Below are 18,127 nucleotides of genomic sequence, written 5' to 3' on the forward strand. Positions count from 1 at the left end.
GGGCAGCGAATTCCAGGCAGTCCGGCCTGGTCATCAGATCCAATTTCGATTTACGAGGAGTCCTGTCATGAGTGATGTACCTGCCGCCTATCAAGCCAGCAAGGGTTCGATTCTGGACGTCGATCGCGACTTCTACGACAGCCTCACCGAAGGCAAGGCCGAGCGCACCCTGGTCGCGACCCACACCGTGCCGCTGCGCGATGGCCTGGCGTGGGAAGTGCCGGCGGGCCACGTGCTGCGCATCAAGATCACCGAGGGTTCACAGGTCGGCGATTTCAACATGTGGAACCTGCACAACCCGCGTGAGCGCATGTGGGCATCTCGCACCCGCCAGCTGCAGCGCGCGCATGTCAGCACCTATGATCGCCTGTGGTCCACATTGCCCTACCTGCGCCCGATGGCGACCATCATCGATGACACCCTCGCCGACTATGGCGTCGATGCAGAAGGCGGTCGCGTGCATGATCTGCTGGGTACGCGCTGCGACCCCTACGTCAATCGCCTGCTGACCGGCGAGGACTTCGATCACCACTGCCATTCCAATCTGGTCCGCGCAGTGGAGCCCTGGGGCCTGACCGAATTCGATATCCACGATGTGCTCAACATCTTCCAGTGCACCGGCCTCAACAATGAAGACAAGTACTTCATGAAGGCCTGCCCGGCACGCAAGGGCGATTACCTGGAGTTCTTCGCCGAGACGGATCTGCTGTGCGCGATGTCCTGCTGCCCGGGTGGCGATCTGTCAGTGGACCTGTGGGGCCCTGATGCGCGTGACCCGCTCGAGACCTGCAACCCGCTTGGTGTCGAGATCTACCGGCTGGAAGGCGACGTGCTCGCAGGCTGGGAGTCGCCCAAGGTCGCGGCTTACGCCGGCAATCACGGCCGCCAGCACCCCACCACCGATTGGGCCGCCATCAAGCGTGAGCGCTGCTGCTGATGCGGCTTTTGACACGCTGATCGCCTTTATCGGGTACTGATGTAACAAAGCCCCCTGCCGACACTCTCGACAGGGGGCTTTGCCTTTCATGTACGGACATCGCCGCCTCACCCTCGGCTTGTCTGCTCATACAAACGGCGATGTTCGGCATGCAGCGATGTCCACAGCGGCGCCATGCGGGCAATCAGGCGAGGATCAAACTGCTTGCCGGATTCCTCGCTGAACAATCCGACCAGACGCTTCAACGACCAGCCCGGCTTGTAGGCGCGCGGCGAGGCCAGAGCATCGAAGACATCCATCATCGCGGCCACCTGACAATGCAGTGGCAAGGCACCCCCGGCGGATCCGGCAGGATACCCTTGGCCATTCCAGCCCTCGTGGTGGGTGATCGCCACCAGGCTGGCCAACGCTCTCAGGGGGCCGCGCAGCGTAAACAGCAGACGCCCGCCGTGACTGGCATGATCGCGCATCGTGACGCGCTCCTCATCACTGAGCGCACGCGGGGCATTCAAAAGCTCCGTCGAGATACCGACCTTGCCGATATCATGCAGCAAGGCTGCGCTATGCAGGTCATGCAGTGGCACCTTGCGCTGATCGGACGGCAACAGCCTTGCGTAGAGAAATACCGTCAGCCCCGCCACCCGCCAGGAATGCGCCAGGGTATCGCCATGATGACGATGAAGGAGGCGCGCCAGGGCCAGGACCCCGGGTTCGAGCGTCTTCGCCCCGGGGGGCGGCTTGAAGAGGTAATCCGGCAAGCAGGCATCACCGGCGGGCGCGAATCGCGTCGCGCACAGGGCATTTTTCATGGGGGCTCCCTGTTCAATCTGCCTATCAAGGGTCGTGAGTCATCAGGGGGCTCATGATCGATGCGCAAGATAGGGTCGCATCAGCCCAGAATGACGAACGCCTATTTGTCGTTCGTTTTTTAGATTTGTGTTTTACATCCGTCTCGCAAGCTCGGGCCTTCATATCCGTTTTGAAGACCAGCTCTTCCAAGACCCTGCACTTGCTAAAAAGGGCTTGCTAAAAAGGACTTGATAGACAGCACTTGATAGAAAGCACGTGATAAAAGGTACTTGGTGAATATTAGGCGATAATAATGACGTGCCTCAATGTTTTGGGTATCCGGATTAAGTGGTTGATACCTTCAAATCAAAGGAGTGAGCCTAACCGCTTACCAACCGGATTATTTGATTGATTAGATATGTAATCCTGTCGCTCTGACAAGGTGGGGAGACCCACACTCCATCACAAAGGAAGCGCCCGGCTTTGAATCACGTTTCTCATGACCAACGTAGACGTCAGGCGCTGGACGTTGGGTAGTGCGGAGAGCTGCTCGTCGTAGAGCCGCTGGAATGCCATCAGATCCCGGGTGATGACCTGCAGAAGATAGTCTGGATCACCGAAGAGCCGTTGCGCTTCGACGATTTGAGGGATCGTTTCCAGAGCGCTTTCGAATGCACTGACGGCATTCCTATCGCCCTCGCGAAGAGTCACGAATACCATGGCGGAAAATTCCAGGCCCAGAGTATTGGCATTGAGCTCTGCTCGATAGCCGAGTATCACGCCGGACTGCTCTAGGGCACGCACCCGGCGGTGGCATGGGGAGAGGCTGAGGCCTACCCGCTCGGCCAGATCGGTGAGGGACTGGCGCCCGTCACGCTGCAACTCAGCAAGAATCTTTCTGCCAACAGGATTCACGCGGAATAATTTCCTCAAGGATGGTCAAGATTGGGTGATATTTAAGAGCACATTCTAGCAATACTCCATTATTCTTGCGCTGAATTTCAAGGTTGCTTACCCACGTAACCATCGGACTCTGTGAGGCCCCTCCATGAGCATCAGCGCTTTCGCCGCCTTCTGGGCGGTATCGCTTCTTTTTGTGATCACCCCAGGCATGGACTGGGCCTATGCGATCTCAGCGGGCTCTGTGGGACGTGTCGTCGTGCCCGCCGTGGGGGGGCTGCTGATCGGGCACCTGATCGCGACGATTCTGGTAGCGGCAGGCGTGGGGGGGGCTTATTGCCAGTCAGCCTATTGCCCTAATGGCGCTGACGGTGGCGGGTGCAAGCTATCTCATGTGGCTGGGTATCAGAACCTTTACTCGGCCAGCCGTTCCGCAGGCCGGCATGGCGCAGCAATCCACTTCTTGGGCACGCTGGGCCTTCAAGGGCGCCTGCGTCAGTGGCCTGAATCCAAAGGTCACCCTGCTCTTCCTGGCGCTGCTACCGCAATTCGTCGATCCATCTGCTTTATGGCCGGTGCCCCTGCAGATTGTGGCACTGGGGCTGGTCCACATCATCAGCAGCGGCATCGTCTACCTGCTGGTTGGGCACTGCTCGCAGGCCGTTCTCAAGACTTGGCCGGTCGCTGCCGCGCTCGTCAGTCGCGCCTCGGGCGCGGCTATGGTGGCCATCGCTATGCTACTACTCGCTGATCAGTTTCTCCCCCGGTAGTGTTTTCTTTCTGAGCTAACCATGCTGAGTAATTAGCCATAGCCGCACCTGAGCCAATGGCTTGCTCAACAATTTGTTTACCTAAGGTGCTAGGGAGCATTCTCTTGCCTCCTTATATCAACAAATTGTTGATAACATGCAAGAGGCGTGGTACCGTTTAAACAAATGTTGTAAACGGAAAGGTTGGTTGGCCTATGACGTCATTTGATGACGATTCGCTGTACGAAGAGCGAGTGCTTCAGCTCCTCGCAGGGACCGTACGCGCCGTCGGCAGTGTGCTAGCCGACAACGCAGAAATAGTCTTACACGATCTGAGAAGTCCTAAGTACTCGATCGCCGAGATCGTGAACGCCCACGTGACAGGGAGGAAGCAGGGCGACTCCGTTCTCGCAGGGACAAGGACTGACAAAGCTTTCATCAACGCGCTAGAAGAGAGCCAGGAACTGGTCTCATATATGCTGGACTACCCAACGTTCTCTCGTGACGGTAACCCGCTGCGTAGCAGCACTGCCTTCTACCATGACAGAAAGGGTAAAGCCTTTGCGGCTCTCTGCATCAACGTGGATAACGCCGGGATCAAAAGCGCCATCAGTGTCCTGCAGGGGTTGGTCGGCGCATCGGTGCCAAAACGGGATGAACCACAGCGCCTAAGCGTTTCTGCGACCGAGCCAGCACGCGACAACATCGAAGACCTGATGCGCGACATCATCAATACGGCTACTGCGCTCAACCCAGGCAATAGCCGGGCGGAAACCAAGAAGGCTAACCTTCTTGCAGTGCAGCAGATGCAGGAGAAAGGGATTTTTCTCATCAAGGGTGGTGTGGAAAAAGCGGCGGGCGCCCTCGGTGTGACCCGCTACACCATCTACAACTATTTGGACGAGCTGAAAAACGCAGACAGTTGAAAGCCGAAACGCTGCCCGACGCACGGCACGAAGGTCCGCCGGCTGAACCTTGCTCTTACCGAGCTTGAAGCAGAGACACTGGCCTGACGAATCCCCCTGATTTACGGAGTTGACACCAAGCATGTCCTTGAGCATCAGAACCCCTCTTCTAGAATCCCTCCCTTTGAGTCAACTCAATGGCACGAAGGTATGGATGAAAATGGAAGCCATGCAGCCCTCCGGTTCCTTCAAAATCCGGGGAATCGGCCATGCCTGTGAGCAGCATTATGCCTGTGGCGCCCAGCGTTTCATCTCGTCTTCGGGCGGAAACGCGGGGCTGGCAGTGGCCTATGCCGGTCGCAGACTCGGCGTGCCGGTAGTGGTGGTTGTCCCGGAAACAACCTCTGAAAGGGCCAGGCTCCTGCTGGAGTTGGAAGGAGCGCAAGTCTTTGTCCACGGCAAGTCCTGGTTCGAAGCTAACGAGCTCGCACTTTCGATGCAGACACCTCGTGACGCATTCCTGCATCCGTTCGACGACCCTCTTCTCTGGCATGGCCATGCTTCGATGATCGACGAAGTGGTAGCCGAGGGAGTGTGCCCGGATGGGGTGATTCTCTCTGTGGGTGGTGGTGGTCTGCTAGCCGGTGTGGTTGAAGGTATGCGGCGCAACGGCCTGGACGACGTACCTATCTATGCGGCTGAAACCGAAGGTATGGCTTCGTTCAATGCCTCGATCAAGGCGGGCCAGCTGACTGAGTTAACAGAGATTTCCGGCGTGGCGACTTCCCTTGGGGCCCGCCAAGTATGCCAGCGCGCGTTTGAACTGGCACAGGAACGGCCGGTCGTGCCGGTCCAAGTCACCGACCATGAAGCCGTCGATTCCTGCCTAGCCTTCCTCAATGATCATCGCATGCTCGTTGAGCCTGCCTGCGGCGCCTCTTTGGCACTGCTCTATGGCAAGAAGGTCCCTATCAGTGACCTCGGTAACGTGTTGGTCATTGTGTGCGGGGGCTCCACGGCAACCGTTGAATCCCTGACTCGCTTCAGCGGCTGATTAATCCAGTTGTAACCAACCCTAATTAGGCGCTGGTAGAGCGCACCACACCAAGGATTCCTCCTAGGCGAAAGTCTCTCCACCCGTGCCGTTTTACTTCCGTTGTGAGACACGTCATTTCGTACACACCCTGTAGCTGTTTGAAAATCAATCAGTACAACGAGGCTCGCCTTGGGCAAGATAGGAAATGAAAAGGAGTTGCGTGACTAGCCTCCCCGACAACATTCTGCACCTGCCGGAATACCATATTCTGGACACTAAGGTGGAAGAGCATGATTATCACTTCCAAGTCGAAGCTCCAGAGCCTAAAGATTGCAAGGAATGCGGCGTTGAAGGCGAGCTCGTCCGCTTCGGTAAGCGCGATGTCGCCTACCGAGACCTTCCCATCCATGGCAAGCGGGTCACCCTCTGGGTGGTGCGTCGTCGGTATACGTGCCGCGCTTGTGGCAAGACGTTTCGGCCTGACCTCCCCGATATGGTCGATGATCGTCGCATGACTCAGCGTCTGTACACCCATGTCGAGAAAGAGGCATTCAATCATCCCTATGCTTACGTGGCCGATACCACTGGGCTCGACGAGAAGACCGTCCGCGAGATCTTCAGGAAGAAGGCCGAGTTCTTGGGTCGCTGGCATCGCTTCGAGACGCCCCGCTGCTTGGGTATCGACGAGCTGTATCTGAACCGTCGCTACCGCTGCATCCTGACCAACCTAGAGGAGCGCACCCTGCTGGACCTGCTGCCCGGTCGCCAACAGGACGCGGTGACAAGACGCCTCATGAACATGACCGACCGCCACCAGGTGGAGATAGTCAGCATGGACATGTGGAAGCCCTACCGCCACGCCGTTCGGGCGGTGTTGCCACAGGCCTGCATCGTGGTCGACAAGTTCCATGTCATGCGTATGGCCAATGAAGCTCTGGAGAAGGTCCGCAAAGGCCTCAGGAAGAGGCTGACGGCCAACCAGCGGCGAACCCTCAAGGGGGACCGGAAGATCCTGTTGAAGCGCGCTTATGACGTCTCAGACCGAGAACGACTCATCATGGAGACCTGGACAGGAGCCTTCCCCAGCTTCTGGCGGCCTATGAGTACAAGGAGCGTTTCTTCCACATCTGGGACTGCGCTAACCGGCGTGATGCCGATGAGGCGCTGGCTGCCTGGATTGACGACATCCCTCGGGGGCAGAAGGAGGTCTGGAAGGATCTCGTCAGCGCCGTCAGTGGCTGGCGTGAGGAGATGCTGACCTACTTCGAGACTGACATCCCGATCACTAACGCCTTCACGGAGTCGATCAACCGGCTGGCCAAGGACAAGAACCGCGATGGCCGGGGCTACTCATTCGAGGTTATGCGGGCCCGGATGCTCTACACCACCAAGCACAAGAAGAAGGCACCGCAGATCAAGGAGTCCCCGTTCCTGGGCAAGGCCACCATGACCTACGGAAGGGGTCTCCCCGAGCCCGAGAAGAACTTCGGCGTCGATCTATCAACCTTCTGGGAGGATTAAGGGTTCGGAGGGGCTTGGAGGCTCCTTCAACCAGCTAATCCGGATACCCAATGTTTCCTTCATCAAATCTTTACCTTATTCGTATTGCAGCATGACGCATACCGCGCTCAGAGACGCGCGCATATCATCTCGCGAACCATTCCAGCAGATGCTCGATCAAGCGCACCGTGCGCAGCGGGCGATGGCGCTCACGATGATAGATCAATGACAACGGCACATCCGCCGGCTGCCAGTCACTCAGCAACTCCTGCAGCTCTCCTCGCGCGATGGCTGATTCACAGTAGAGCCTGGGCACGCGAATGATGCCATTGCCGGCGATGGCACCACTGACCAGTACATGCCCGTTGCGGCACTCAAGCTGAGCCCCGACATCCACTTGCAACTCGCGAGACTCTGCCCCGCGTGCGGTGAAGGACCAGCGCGAGACCGAGCCGACCAGGCAGCGGTGATCCACCAGCTCGCCGGGCGTGTCTGGCGCGCCATGGCGAGCGAGATAGTCGGGGCTGGCCACCACCACGTAGGGCAATGTCATCAACGGACGTGCGATGAAATCGGCATCCTCGAGGGCGCCCATGCGCAGGGCGATATCGAAATCATCACGAATCAGGTTCACGCGATGACTGCTGAAATCCAGCTCCACCTGCACTTGCGGCCAGGTCTGCATGAAGGCGTGCACGGCGGGTGCCAGCAGCCGCTCGCCGATCGGCCCGCCGACGCTGTTGATGCGCAGCCTCCCGCGCATGGCGTTGCGCTCCTCACGTACCAGCGTCACGATCTGGGTGATGTCGCCCAACGCACTACGACACTGGGCATGCAGCAGATGACCGCTCTCGGTGAGTCGCAACGAGCGTGTCGAACGCTGCATCAGCGACACGCCCAGTGCCTGTTCAAGCGCAGTCACCTGTTTGGAGACCTGCGACCGCGACACGCCCAACTGCTCGGCGGCGCGGGTGAAGCTGCCATGATCCGCCGTCATGACGAAGGCACGAATATCGGCCAGAGGAAGCGACTCGAGCATGGGGCTCTCCAGGCAGGTGGAATGTCGAAAGGGAACACAGAGGCAGGCACGCCAAGACACTCAATCGAAGATACTCGACCGAAGACACGCAATCGAAGACAGTCAGTCACGGAGCATCATGCCAGCAGTCTACCAGCCGCATCGACGTCTTCTGTCACAAGGTCTTCAAGACGACAGATGGCGCGTGGGGATCGTGAGCGGTAAACAACACATGAAAAAGGGGCGCTGATGAGCGCCCCTTTTTTATTTCTAGATCACCAGTCTATTACCAGATCACCCGACTTCCGAAACTGGCTTATATCGTCCGTCTTGCCTGTCTGGATGCCGTGACTGTCTATATGTCGTGACTGTCTATATGTCGTGACTATCCTGGCATCTAGCCGCCCCTGGCGAGTCAGCCTGCCAGAGGCGGCCGCATTACCAGCCGACGCTGGCTGACAGGGTGATTTCCATCGGGTCACCCACCAGCACGCGGGTATCGCCGCCGCTGCCGTAGTAGTAGCCAGTATCGAACAGGTTCTTCGCATTCAGCTTGAATTCGGTGTCCGGGCCGAAGAAGTCGTGACGCCAGCCGACGAAGGCATCTGCGACGGTGTAGGCGTCCATCGAGAAGCTGTTGTCGTCATCGCCTTCACGCTCGCCGACATAGCGCACGCCACCGCCGACACGCCACTCGCCGTAGGACGGATCGATCGCCAGATCATGTGCCAGATAGAGACTGGCCGCGTTGAGCGCCGCATTCGGCAGACGATTGCCCTCGGTGCCTTCGGTATCCTCCAGCACTTCGGTATCGGTGTAGGCGTAGCTGAACAGCAAGGAAGTGCGGTCCGTCAGGGCCCCATCGAGGCTGAATTCCAGGCCTTGCGAGCCGGCTTCACCGATGGTGCGAGTCACACCATTGTCAGTGACTGCGACGTTTTCCTTGCGGATCTGGTAGAGCGCCACGGAGGTCGCCAGACGCGGATTCCACTGACGCTTGTAGCCGATCTCGTAACCCTTGCCGAGCTCGGGGTCGAGGCTCTCGCCGCTGTCACTGTCGCTGCCGTTCGGCACGAAGGATTCGCTGTAGCTGATGTAGGCGGAGCTCGCATCGTCGATGCGATAGAGCAGATTCGCGGAGGGCAGGAACAGGTCGTCGCTGTAATCAGGGTCAGACACGAAGTCCTCGCCCTGCCCGCTCTGCTGATCAAACCAGGTGTAGCGCCCGCCAAGGCCCAGAATCCACTTGTCGGTCAGATACCAGCGGTCGCTGACATAGACCCCGATGGCCTGGGTCTCGTCGAGACGATTGCTGCGCGAGGTGTTGATGTCGTCGGAGGTCACCTGGGCCAGCTGGCCGTGGTTCACGTCAGTGACGGTGGAGACCGTGACGGAATCGCCGAAATAGCGCTCATCCAGATAGTCGCGAGTGGTCTCGTAGTCCGCCCCGATGACAAGCTGGTGACGCTGGCCGGCAATCTCGACATCGCCCATGGCGTCCAGCGCCGTGTAGTGCTCGCTGCGATCATAGCCCTGGTTCTCCTCGGCGCGCACGGTCACATCGCCGCTGTCGCTGACGTCGGTGACATTGGCGCGTGCATCGCTGTACTGACGACGCGTCCAGCCGTAGGTCAGCTTCATGTCCCAGTTGTCGGTGACTTCCTGCTTCCACCAGGCATTGACGGACTCGTCATGGCCATAGACGCGGTTCCAGGACTCATCGAAACGCGTGCCACGCGTGACGTTGGCGGCGCTGCCGTTGTAGAAGACGGTGCCACGGTCGATATCCAGCTCGTAGTCCTGGTACTCGTAGCTGATCTGGGCACTGCTGTGCTCGCCTTCCCAACGCAGTGACGGGGCGATGGTGGTGCGACGGTCATTGCCGTACTCGCGCCAGGAGTCTTCATCTTCATGCGAGAGGATGAAGCGATAGGCCAGGCCGGTATCCTCGATGGGGCCGGTGGTGTCCAGGGTGGTATTGCCACCGCCGAAGGAGCTGACCTCGCCACTGATCTCGGTATGCGTCTCGTACTGCGGACGCTTGGTGACCATGTTGATCACGCCGCCGGGGTTCTGCTGGCCCTGAAAGAGCGATGACGGCCCCTTGAGCACCTCGACGCGGTCCACGGTCGCCGTGGTGTAGGTACGGCGCGGCTGACGGATGCCGTCGATCAGCATCGAACCATCGCTGTTGCTGCCGAAGCCCCGCTTGACGAAGCCGTCTTCGGTGCCCCCCAGGGTGTTGCCCAGCTGGATACCCGCGACCGGCTGCAGCGCCTCTTCCAGATCATCCAGATTGAAATCATGCATGACCTGCTGGGTCACGACATTGATGGTGCGCGCCTGCTCGAGGAAGTCCACCGATTGCTTGTTGGCCAGGCTCGAGGCCTCGGCGCGGTAGCTGCCCGGCGCCACTTCGCCTTCACGCTCTCCGGTCACCACGATCACCGAATTCGCGACTGGCGACTCGCTTGAGGTGGCACCCTCTGCCGCCAGCGAAGTGCCCGGCAATGCCATCAGGCTGAAGATCAGGCAGGAGAAATGTCCCTTGTTCGTGCTTGCAGCGCTATCCCGAGAATGATTTGGCACCTGAAAACCCTTTGTACGCGATGCGACAGCGTCCTGCTGAACCACACCTTTCATCCGCTCGATGAGCAGAAAGTGGCCATGACTGACGCCCCCCGCGCCAGTAAATGAGTCGCGAATGCTAATCTTTATCAAATGCTACCGCAACGAAAAGTGCGTGATTTTTCCGCGGAATGACCTGAGCTTTGCCTTATTTAACGCTCAGCAAACCTCTATTTGCGTAATTGTACTGACATCGAAGCGTCACACGCGCAATGCGCGACGTCAGGACATGGGCGCAATGACACAAGGCTTGGGAAACGCTGCATTGACACAGGGAGAATGGACGCTCTACCCTGCATAGGTAGAACGAACACTCTCCCTCGTTGATTCGACCATGGCACCGACATGATCCAGCACGATATCGCCGCCCGCCTGGAGACGCTCTTCAGCCAGCGCGGCTTCGCAGAACCGAGTGTTGCCGAGCTCAAGGCAGCGTCAGACGTGAGTCTGCGCACCCTCTATCGCCACTTCCCCTCCAAGGAGAGCATGGTGATCGGTGCGCTTCAGCATCGCCACGAGCGCTACATGGCCTTCCTCGAAGAGGGAGTGCCCGAGGATGGCCCTGCGGCGCTCAGCCACCTCTACCAGCGGCTGGGCCACTGGATGGCGTTCGAGGCGCCCAATGGCTGCATGTCGGTCAATGCCCTGGCGGCCTTTCCCGACAACCCGCAGGTGCGCGAAGCGGTCGATCGCCACAAGCACGAGATTCTCGAGTGGCTCGGCCAACGCAGCCGCCGCGAGGACCTCGCCACCGAGCTGTTCCTGATCCATGAAGGCGCCTCCTCCGCCTGGCTGGTGCTGGGCGAGAAGGCCATCGAGGCCGCACTTTCCACCACACTGACCCTGTTGGGAGCACCCCACCGATGAGCTCACTTGCCACAAGCAAAGACAGCATGCACGGCGTCTATCTGACCGGGCATGGCGGCCCGGAAGTGCTGGAAGTGCGTAACGACATTCCTCGCCCGACACCCGGCCCGCGTGACGTGCTGGTGCGGGTCGGCGCGGCTGGCGTCAACAATACCGACCTCAACACGCGGCTGGCCTGGTATTCCAAGGGAGAAGGTGACGCGGAAGATGCCAGCTGGTCCGGGCAGCCGATCCACTTCCCGCGCATCCAGGGGGCCGATATCTGCGGCGAGATCGTCGCGGTCGGCTCAGACGTCAGCCAGGCGCGCCTCGGCGAGCGTGTGCTGATCGAGCCCTGCCTGAGGGAGCACGACGGCCAGACGCTGGAGTCCGCCTGGTATATCGGCGCCGAATGCGATGGCGGCTTTGCCGAATACACCCGGGTAGCGGCGCGCCATGCCCTGCGCGTCGAGAGCTCACTCAGCGATGTGGAACTCGCCTCCTTCCCCTGCTCCTACTCCACCGCCGAGAACATGCTGACCCGCGCACGGCTTGCCAAGGGCGAGCGCGTGTTGATCACCGGCGCCTCCGGCGGGGTCGGCTCCGCGGCCGTCCAGCTCGCCAAGGCCCGTGGTGCCCATGTGATTGCCGTGACCAGCGCGGCCAAGGCCGATGCCCTGCGCGATCTCGGAGCCGATGACATCGTGCTGCGCGATCAGCCACTCGATGAGGCGCTCAACGGCCAGAGTGTCGAGGTGGTCATCGATCTGGTGGGCGGCCCGCAATGGCCGCAACTGCTGGATATCCTGGGCTACAAGGGGCGCTACGCCGTCGCGGGCGCCATCGGTGGCGAGATGGTGGAACTCGACCTGCGCACGCTGTACTTGAAGGACTTGAGCTTCTTCGGCTGCACGGTGCTGGAACCGGAGGTCTTCCCCAATCTCGTGCGCCATATCGAGCAAGGCAACATCAAGCCGCTGGTCGCTGACACCTTCGCGCTGGCCGAGATAGCCACCGCTCAGGAGGTCTTCCAGCAGAAAGGTCACGTGGGCAAGGTCGTGCTCAAGGTCCGTCAGGACTGAAAGCGCCCTGCCCGCGCGACTGGCCAGAATGCAAAAGGGCTACCCGATGGGTAGCCCTTGTTGTGACTGAACGCTCATTGCTCGGCAGTCATTGCGCGATGATCATTGCTCGACGGTCACTGCCTGACAACAAGACAGCCATACACTCGCGTCGCGATAATCAGTCGCTACGCTTGTCTTCGGTGTTGGTCTCGAAGTCGCTCGCCGAGTGGCGCTCGATCAACTGCTCCTGCGGCTCTCCCCAGAAACGATTGACCATGCGACCCCGCTTGACCGCCGGGCGTTCGGCAATCGACCTGGCCCAGCGCTGCACGTGCGTGTAGTCCTGCACGGAGAGGAACTCGGCAGCGTCATAGAGCTTGCCTTCGACAAGTGCGCCATACCAGGCGTAGATGGCGATATCCGCGATGCTGTATTCGTCACCGGCGATGTAGGCGTTGTCGGCCAGCTGACGATCCAGCACGTCCAGTTGACGCTTGGTCTCCATCGCGAAGCGATTGATCGGGTACTCGAGCTTCTCCGGGGCGTAGGCATAGAAGTGGCCAAAACCACCGCCCAGGTACGGCGCAGAGCCCATCTGCCAGAACAGCCAGTTCATGACTTCGACACGCTTGGCGAGGTCCTTGGGGATCAGGGCGCCAAACTTCTCGGCCAGATGCAGCAGGATGGAGCCGGATTCGAACACGCGAATCGGCGTCTCGCCGCTTCTGTCCATCAGCGCTGGGATCTTGGAATTGGGATTGATCGCTACGAAATCACTGCCGAACTGATCGCCCTCGCCGATACGGATCGGCCAGGCATCGTATTCGGCGCCGCTATGCCCGAGCGCCAGCAGCTCCTCGAACATGATGGTGACCTTCACGCCGTTGGGTGTCGCCATGGAGTAGAGCTGGAAGGGATGCCCGCCGACCGGCAGCTCCTTGTCATGCGTCGGGCCCGCGATCGGCCGATTGGTACTGGCGAACTTGCCGCCACTCTCGCTTTCCCATGTCCAGACCTTGGGCGGCTGATAACTGTCGCTCATACCCTTGACTCCTTGGCATCCTGTTGAAGCTTCAAGACTGAAACTTCAAGACTTCGGTGACGTCAGACACGTCGGCGTGGCGCCGCTCTGACTCGGTAGACATGTTATGGCGGTAAGGCGCTCGTGACACAAGGGGATGAAATGACAAGATTTTGTTGCTAGTATGCCACCAGTTTTTGGGGAGTAGCCCGCTCTCGTCACCCAACGAGAGTCTCGGATGTCAACATGGTCGGCAGGCATTGCCGTGGCACCGAGGACCCACCTATCCGATCATGCCCGTGATCAGTCAGGACGAGGTTCGGCGAGACCAATGACAGTCAGACGCTTCCGGCCGGTGGTGTCTTTCTGTTATTGACTCGCAACCGGCCTGGAACATCCTGACTCATGCCTCTGCTACCGACATTTCTGCTTGCCTTCTCCATGTCCTGCGACGCCTTTGCTGCCGCCCTGTGCAAGGGAGCCGCCATACGTCGCCCCTCTCTGAAAGACGCCCTGCGCATCGGCCTCATCTTCGGGGTCATCGAAGCCATCACGCCCGTGATCGGCTGGCTGATCGGTCGCTCACTGGCCGTCCATGTCGAACAGTGGGACCACTGGATCGCCTTCGCCCTGCTGCTGCTGCTCGGTCTGCACATGATTCATGAGGGGCTCTCCAAGGACGAGGAAGACGAGGACTGCACCACACCTCAGTCGTTGCCCCGTCTGATGCTGACCGGCCTTTCCACCAGTATCGATGCCATGGCCGTGGGTGCCGGGCTTGCCTTTGCGGGCGTGAACATCGTCACCACTGCGCTGGCGATCGGTACCGCCACTTTCGTGATGGCCACCGCCGGCGTGATGCTGGGCGGTGTGCTGGGCAAGATGGTCGGCAAGCGCGCGGAAATCATCGGTGGCCTGGTGCTGATCGGCATCGGCACGACCATCCTGCTGGATCACACCGGCTACCTGGGTTGATCCTCTGCTGAAAAGCGCCCCGAACGGCCCCGTGGCGGCCCCTGGCGATGAACGCACCCTCGCGTTGCGCCAAGGGCCCCCTTGAAAACCCTGACAATGGCGTCATTCAAGGGGGACACATGGCGTATTCTGTCGCTGATCATTCAAGCCGCTTGATATCCAGGCACGTGATATCCGCCGCCTGATCAGCGATGACATGAAAGCCAATGCCGTGATCTTCCAAAGGGAGCCAGATTGCATGTATACACGCAAGCTTCATCCAGGCAGTGAATTCCCGGCCATCCAGGTCAAACGCAGCGACGGTGAGGCACTGACCCTCGGCAAGCCCCAGGGCGAGCATGACTGGCAGCTGGTCGTGGTCTATCGCGGCAAGCATTGCCCGATCTGCACCAAGTTTCTCAACAAGCTGGAGAGCTATCGCGAGCGCTTCAGCGCCCAGGGCGTCGATCTGGTCGCCGTGTCTGCCGATGATGAGCAGCAGCTCACGCAGCATCGCGAGTCGCTGGAGGTCAACTTCCCGCTCGCGTATGGGCTGACCCTCGAACAGATGCAATCGCTGGGACTGTTCATCTCGACGCCGCGCAGCGAAAAGGAAACCGATCACGACTTCCCGGAGCCTGCCTTCTTCATCGTCAATGGCGAAGGCAAGATCCAGATTCAGGAGATCGCCAACGCGCCCTTCGTGCGCCCTGATCTGGATACTCTCGTCGGTGGCATCGAGTTCATCCGCAAGCCGGATAACGACTACCCGATTCGCGGCACCCGCGATTACGACTGAATCCTTCAGGGTTCACGCCGTCACACAGACGCCCCGCAGCCTCGTGCTGCGGGGCGTCTGTATATCTGGGTCTGTTGCTTGCCACCTGGCCTTCACCTCGCCCGCTTTGCGCTTTTGGTCTCTTTTCATGACGCCGCTGATAAGCGCTGAAAACAGGCCATGAATAACCCACGAAAAAAATGTGACCCCGTGACATCCAGACGGGAAAGGCCAGCGTTATGAACAGTGCAAGGGAGACAACGACACACCTGCAACCGCTAGCTGAACCTTATCTGTCTACGGAGTCGTCAAGATGAAAACAATCGCCTGTATCTCTGGTATTTTCGCTGCCCTCGCATTGAGCCCGCTGGCTCAAGCCATGGAGGTTCCCGAGAGCGTCACGGTGCCAAAAGGCAATGAAGTCGCCATGGAAACCGTCGGTGTCGGCAAGATCAAATGGGCCTGCGAAGCCAAGGACGATGGCACCATGGGCTGGGTCTTCAAGGGTCCGGATGCCGCGCTGAATGATGCCGATGGCAAGCAGGTCGGCAAATACTATGGCCCGCCCGCCACCTGGGAATCCATGGATGGCTCCAAGATCACCGGCACACAGCTGGCGGTTGAGCCCAACGGCAAGGGCAATATTCCGCTGCAGCTTGTCGAAGCCAACCCGGCCGAAGGTGAAGGGCATATGCAGGGCGTCACCTATGTTCAGCGCCTCAATACCCAGGGCGGTGCCGCACCTGTCATGGCCTGTGATGAAGCCCACAAGGACAAGATCGAAATCGTGATGTACCAGGCCGATTATCTGTTCTACAAGGCCATGTAATCTCAAGCCTTGAATAGAATGGATTCACCACTCGATGTCGTGTGACAAAGCGCATTGACACAGGGAAGGTGCGATCATGAAAAGCCCCGACATGCATAGGCATGTCGGGGCTTTGTCGTCATCAATCCCGGCGGAGAAATGACGACTCAGCATGAAATTGAACAAGCAAAATCCGGTGATCATGCAGGCGATAACAGCGACGCTAAAAGAGGTGATCAGGGAAGCCATCACGAAGACGGTCAAGCCTCCCATTTCGGTGCCAAAGCCGTGAGATCATTCCCCCGGCCTGTGAACCGATCTCTGATCCAGCGAGCTGCCGTCAGACCAGCGCCAGCATCGTATAGGGCGCTTCACAGGAGTGGCGCTCATCGCGTTCATCCACGCTACCCAGCTCATGATTGCGATCATTGTCATAGACCACGAAGAGCCGTTCGCGATCCAGTACCGCAAGCCCTTCCGCCTTGTGCTCGAACTCCAGCACGCGACCATCCTCATGCGTCACCAGCGTCGGGGGTTTGCCTGCGTGGAAGTCGGCCAGCGACAGCACCCACAGATAGCCCCCGATCACCTCTTCACTGCCCTGCTCGGTCTCGAAGCTGGTCACCAGATAGAGACGTGCGTGATAGGGATCATATTCCAGGCTCGAAAGACCACACTCGTGATTCACGCCCTCATACTCGGCTGGATCAAAGGCATAGACGTCGTGAAGGTCCTCGATGAACTCGATATTGTCGCTGTCGGTCATGGCATAGCGCGCCCCGATGACGCGACGCACGTACGCGAAGTCATCATGCGAGTTGCCTTGTTCGCGCACCCCGAACAGGATCAGCCCATCGCCCTTGTCACTCGGCACGACCGCCAGGCCTTCGATCTTGTAGTACGGCTGGCCAATGGCCGTTTCCAGCTTCTGACGAAATTCCAGTGAGCCCTCGACCCCGTCACGCGGGTCCGGGTCGACCACCTGTACCTTGTCCGGCTCGCCCAGCGGCCAGATCAACAGGTGGTTGTAGGCATTCAGGGCATGGCTCTCGCTGTCGATGCGATCAAACCCGGTAGTCGCCAACATGTGACGGCCATCGGTGGTCAACGCGAAGTCTTCATATTTGACCGCCTGACGGATAAGCGGCGTGGTCAGATACTCAAGCTGACTGTCATCGGGCCCTTGCGAATCCAGTGGCAAGGAGAAGACCGCCGAGCGCCCCTCGCCCGGAATCGGCTTGTCACTCGCCATCAACAGACGCTCGCCGTTATAGGCCACGGCGGAAATCTCCGCGTTCACCAGCTTGCCATCCTCATCCTTCAAGCCGGCCGGAAAACAATGGATCGTGCCCTGTTGCGTGATACGTACCTTCGCCATGCATGGCTCCTTGAAATGAAACGTCATGACAATGGGACAGGCCATGCGGGATTGAGTTCGTACTAACCACTTGAAGACCTTGAACCACAATCATCATCAGTGCAGCACATTGCGAATGAAGCGCAGCATCCCGGTGCCCGTGTTGTGGTAGCGGTAGGCCTGATCACTGGGATAGACATGGAAATCCCCGGCGTGAATGACGATTTCCTCGTGTTCCAGCGTGAGGGTCAGCTCGCCTTGCGTGACCACCAGCATCTCGTGCCAGCCGGCATCATCGGGCGCGGAGTCATAGTGCTCGCCGGGGGCGAGGGTCCAGTCCCATAACTCGACTTCCTGGGTCGCCGGTTTGCTGGCCAGCAGCACGGCGCGGCTTTCGGGCGCCTGCCCGACCCACGCCACCTCATTGATGCGTGCCGAATCTTCGCTTTCCGGGGGCTGCACCAGCGCGTAGAAGAGCACCCCAAGCGCCTCGGCGAGCTTGTCGAGCGTGCCGAGGCTGACATTGACGTCGCCCTTCTCGATGTTCACCAGCATGCGGCGGCTGATCTCGGCCTGATCCGCGAGTGCCTGCTGGCTCAGCTCGGCGGCCAGACGCAGACGGCGAACATTGGCCGCGACATGGACCAGAACATCGGGTCGATCTTTACTGTTGTGCAATATAGTGCGCATCCGTACAATCCCGCTGACGATGAGGGAAGCCGGCATCCCACTGGCCTCAAGCTCCCTTCCCTTGCTACCTCAATGTCCCTGAATCATGCCGCATGTGTTCTTGACTGACCATGCCCGTCATCCACTGGATCGCTCAAGGAGACCCCC

The 18,127-nt window shown here is 59.4% G+C and carries 16 protein-coding genes and 1 pseudogene; 10 read left to right on the forward strand and 7 right to left on the reverse strand.

Annotated elements, in window-relative coordinates; all coding sequences use genetic code 11:
- Nucleotides 1-67 precede the first annotated feature (67 nt).
- Nucleotides 68-937, forward strand: a complete 870-nt coding sequence (locus MSG32_RS06140; protein WP_054556025.1) for a DUF1989 domain-containing protein — start codon at nucleotides 68-70, stop codon at nucleotides 935-937.
- 107 nt (nucleotides 938-1,044) lie between these two features.
- Here the strand turns inward: MSG32_RS06140 and MSG32_RS06145 are convergent, their stop codons facing one another.
- Entirely contained in the window at nucleotides 1,045-1,746 is a 702-nt protein-coding gene (locus MSG32_RS06145; RefSeq protein ID WP_248378653.1) for an HD domain-containing phosphohydrolase, read from the reverse strand.
- A gap of 442 nt (nucleotides 1,747-2,188) precedes the next feature.
- Nucleotides 2,189-2,641 (reverse strand): Lrp/AsnC family transcriptional regulator, encoded by a 453-nt coding sequence (locus MSG32_RS06150; RefSeq protein WP_248378656.1) that lies wholly within the window; start codon nucleotides 2,639-2,641, stop codon nucleotides 2,189-2,191.
- 320 nt (nucleotides 2,642-2,961) lie between these two features.
- Between MSG32_RS06150 and MSG32_RS06155 the strand changes: the two genes are divergently transcribed.
- From MSG32_RS06155 to MSG32_RS06170, 4 genes and pseudogenes are all read left to right on the forward strand, one after another.
- The gene (locus tag MSG32_RS06155; RefSeq protein WP_348983977.1) at nucleotides 2,962-3,396 is read left to right on the forward strand and encodes a LysE family transporter; all 435 of its coding nucleotides are present in this window, start codon (nucleotides 2,962-2,964) and stop codon (nucleotides 3,394-3,396) included.
- 194 nt (nucleotides 3,397-3,590) lie between these two features.
- Complete coding sequence (locus tag MSG32_RS06160) at nucleotides 3,591-4,301, forward strand: PAS domain-containing protein (protein ID WP_248378661.1); 711 nt, start codon at nucleotides 3,591-3,593, stop codon at nucleotides 4,299-4,301.
- A gap of 121 nt (nucleotides 4,302-4,422) precedes the next feature.
- The gene (locus MSG32_RS06165; protein ID WP_282460311.1) at nucleotides 4,423-5,334 is read left to right on the forward strand and encodes a pyridoxal-phosphate dependent enzyme; all 912 of its coding nucleotides are present in this window, start codon (nucleotides 4,423-4,425) and stop codon (nucleotides 5,332-5,334) included.
- Nucleotides 5,335-5,536: 202 nt separating this feature from the next.
- Nucleotides 5,537-6,837: pseudogene (locus MSG32_RS06170) on the forward strand (ISL3 family transposase).
- A gap of 124 nt (nucleotides 6,838-6,961) precedes the next feature.
- On the opposite strand, the gene MSG32_RS06175 reads toward MSG32_RS06170, so the two are convergent.
- Together MSG32_RS06175 and MSG32_RS06180 are read right to left on the reverse strand one after the other, a co-directional pair.
- Nucleotides 6,962-7,855 carry a LysR family transcriptional regulator gene (locus MSG32_RS06175; protein ID WP_248378666.1) on the reverse strand — a complete coding sequence of 298 codons (894 nt, stop codon included), beginning with the start codon at nucleotides 7,853-7,855 and terminating at the stop codon, nucleotides 6,962-6,964.
- Nucleotides 7,856-8,272: 417 nt separating this feature from the next.
- On the reverse strand, nucleotides 8,273-10,423 hold the full coding sequence (locus MSG32_RS06180; RefSeq protein WP_248378669.1) for a TonB-dependent siderophore receptor: 2,151 nt from the start codon (nucleotides 10,421-10,423) through the stop codon (nucleotides 8,273-8,275).
- 384 nt (nucleotides 10,424-10,807) lie between these two features.
- Between MSG32_RS06180 and MSG32_RS06185 the strand changes: the two genes are divergently transcribed.
- Both MSG32_RS06185 and MSG32_RS06190 read left to right on the forward strand, forming a co-directional pair.
- On the forward strand, nucleotides 10,808-11,329 hold the full coding sequence (locus MSG32_RS06185) for a TetR/AcrR family transcriptional regulator (RefSeq protein WP_248378672.1): 522 nt from the start codon (nucleotides 10,808-10,810) through the stop codon (nucleotides 11,327-11,329).
- Nucleotides 11,326-12,390, forward strand: coding sequence for an alcohol dehydrogenase family protein (locus MSG32_RS06190; protein WP_248378674.1), 1,065 nt, complete (start codon nucleotides 11,326-11,328; stop codon nucleotides 12,388-12,390). The genes MSG32_RS06185 and MSG32_RS06190 overlap by 4 nt, the downstream gene beginning before the upstream one ends.
- Before the next feature lie 160 nt (nucleotides 12,391-12,550).
- Here the strand turns inward: MSG32_RS06190 and yghU are convergent, their stop codons facing one another.
- Nucleotides 12,551-13,414, reverse strand: a complete 864-nt coding sequence (gene yghU, locus MSG32_RS06195) for a glutathione-dependent disulfide-bond oxidoreductase (protein WP_248378677.1) — start codon at nucleotides 13,412-13,414, stop codon at nucleotides 12,551-12,553.
- Between the two features lie 384 nt (nucleotides 13,415-13,798).
- Here yghU and MSG32_RS06200 point away from each other — a divergent pair, with 384 nt between their 5' ends.
- The 3 genes from MSG32_RS06200 to MSG32_RS06210 all read left to right on the forward strand — a co-directional run bounded on the left by MSG32_RS06200 (nucleotide 13,799) and on the right by MSG32_RS06210 (nucleotide 15,954).
- Complete coding sequence (locus MSG32_RS06200) at nucleotides 13,799-14,368, forward strand: manganese efflux pump MntP family protein (protein WP_225347988.1); 570 nt, start codon at nucleotides 13,799-13,801, stop codon at nucleotides 14,366-14,368.
- 238 nt (nucleotides 14,369-14,606) lie between these two features.
- Nucleotides 14,607-15,146 carry a redoxin domain-containing protein gene (locus MSG32_RS06205; RefSeq protein ID WP_248378679.1) on the forward strand — a complete coding sequence of 180 codons (540 nt, stop codon included), beginning with the start codon at nucleotides 14,607-14,609 and terminating at the stop codon, nucleotides 15,144-15,146.
- 292 nt (nucleotides 15,147-15,438) lie between these two features.
- Nucleotides 15,439-15,954 (forward strand): DUF3455 domain-containing protein, encoded by a 516-nt coding sequence (locus MSG32_RS06210; protein WP_248378681.1) that lies wholly within the window; start codon nucleotides 15,439-15,441, stop codon nucleotides 15,952-15,954.
- Nucleotides 15,955-16,273: 319 nt separating this feature from the next.
- On the opposite strand, the gene MSG32_RS06215 is transcribed toward MSG32_RS06210, so the two are convergent.
- Both MSG32_RS06215 and MSG32_RS06220 read right to left on the reverse strand, forming a co-directional pair.
- Nucleotides 16,274-17,311: a hypothetical protein gene (locus MSG32_RS06215; RefSeq protein WP_248378683.1), complete on the reverse strand. Its 1,038-nt coding sequence runs from the start codon at nucleotides 17,309-17,311 to the stop codon at nucleotides 16,274-16,276.
- A 96-nt stretch (nucleotides 17,312-17,407) separates the two neighbouring features.
- Entirely contained in the window at nucleotides 17,408-17,980 is a 573-nt protein-coding gene (locus MSG32_RS06220) for an XRE family transcriptional regulator (protein ID WP_192838170.1), read from the reverse strand.
- Nucleotides 17,981-18,127: the final 147 nt, after the last annotated feature.

Origin of the sequence: Cobetia sp. 1CM21F (assembly GCF_023161745.1) — a bacterium.
Classification (GTDB): Bacteria; Pseudomonadota; Gammaproteobacteria; order Pseudomonadales; family Halomonadaceae; genus Cobetia; species Cobetia amphilecti.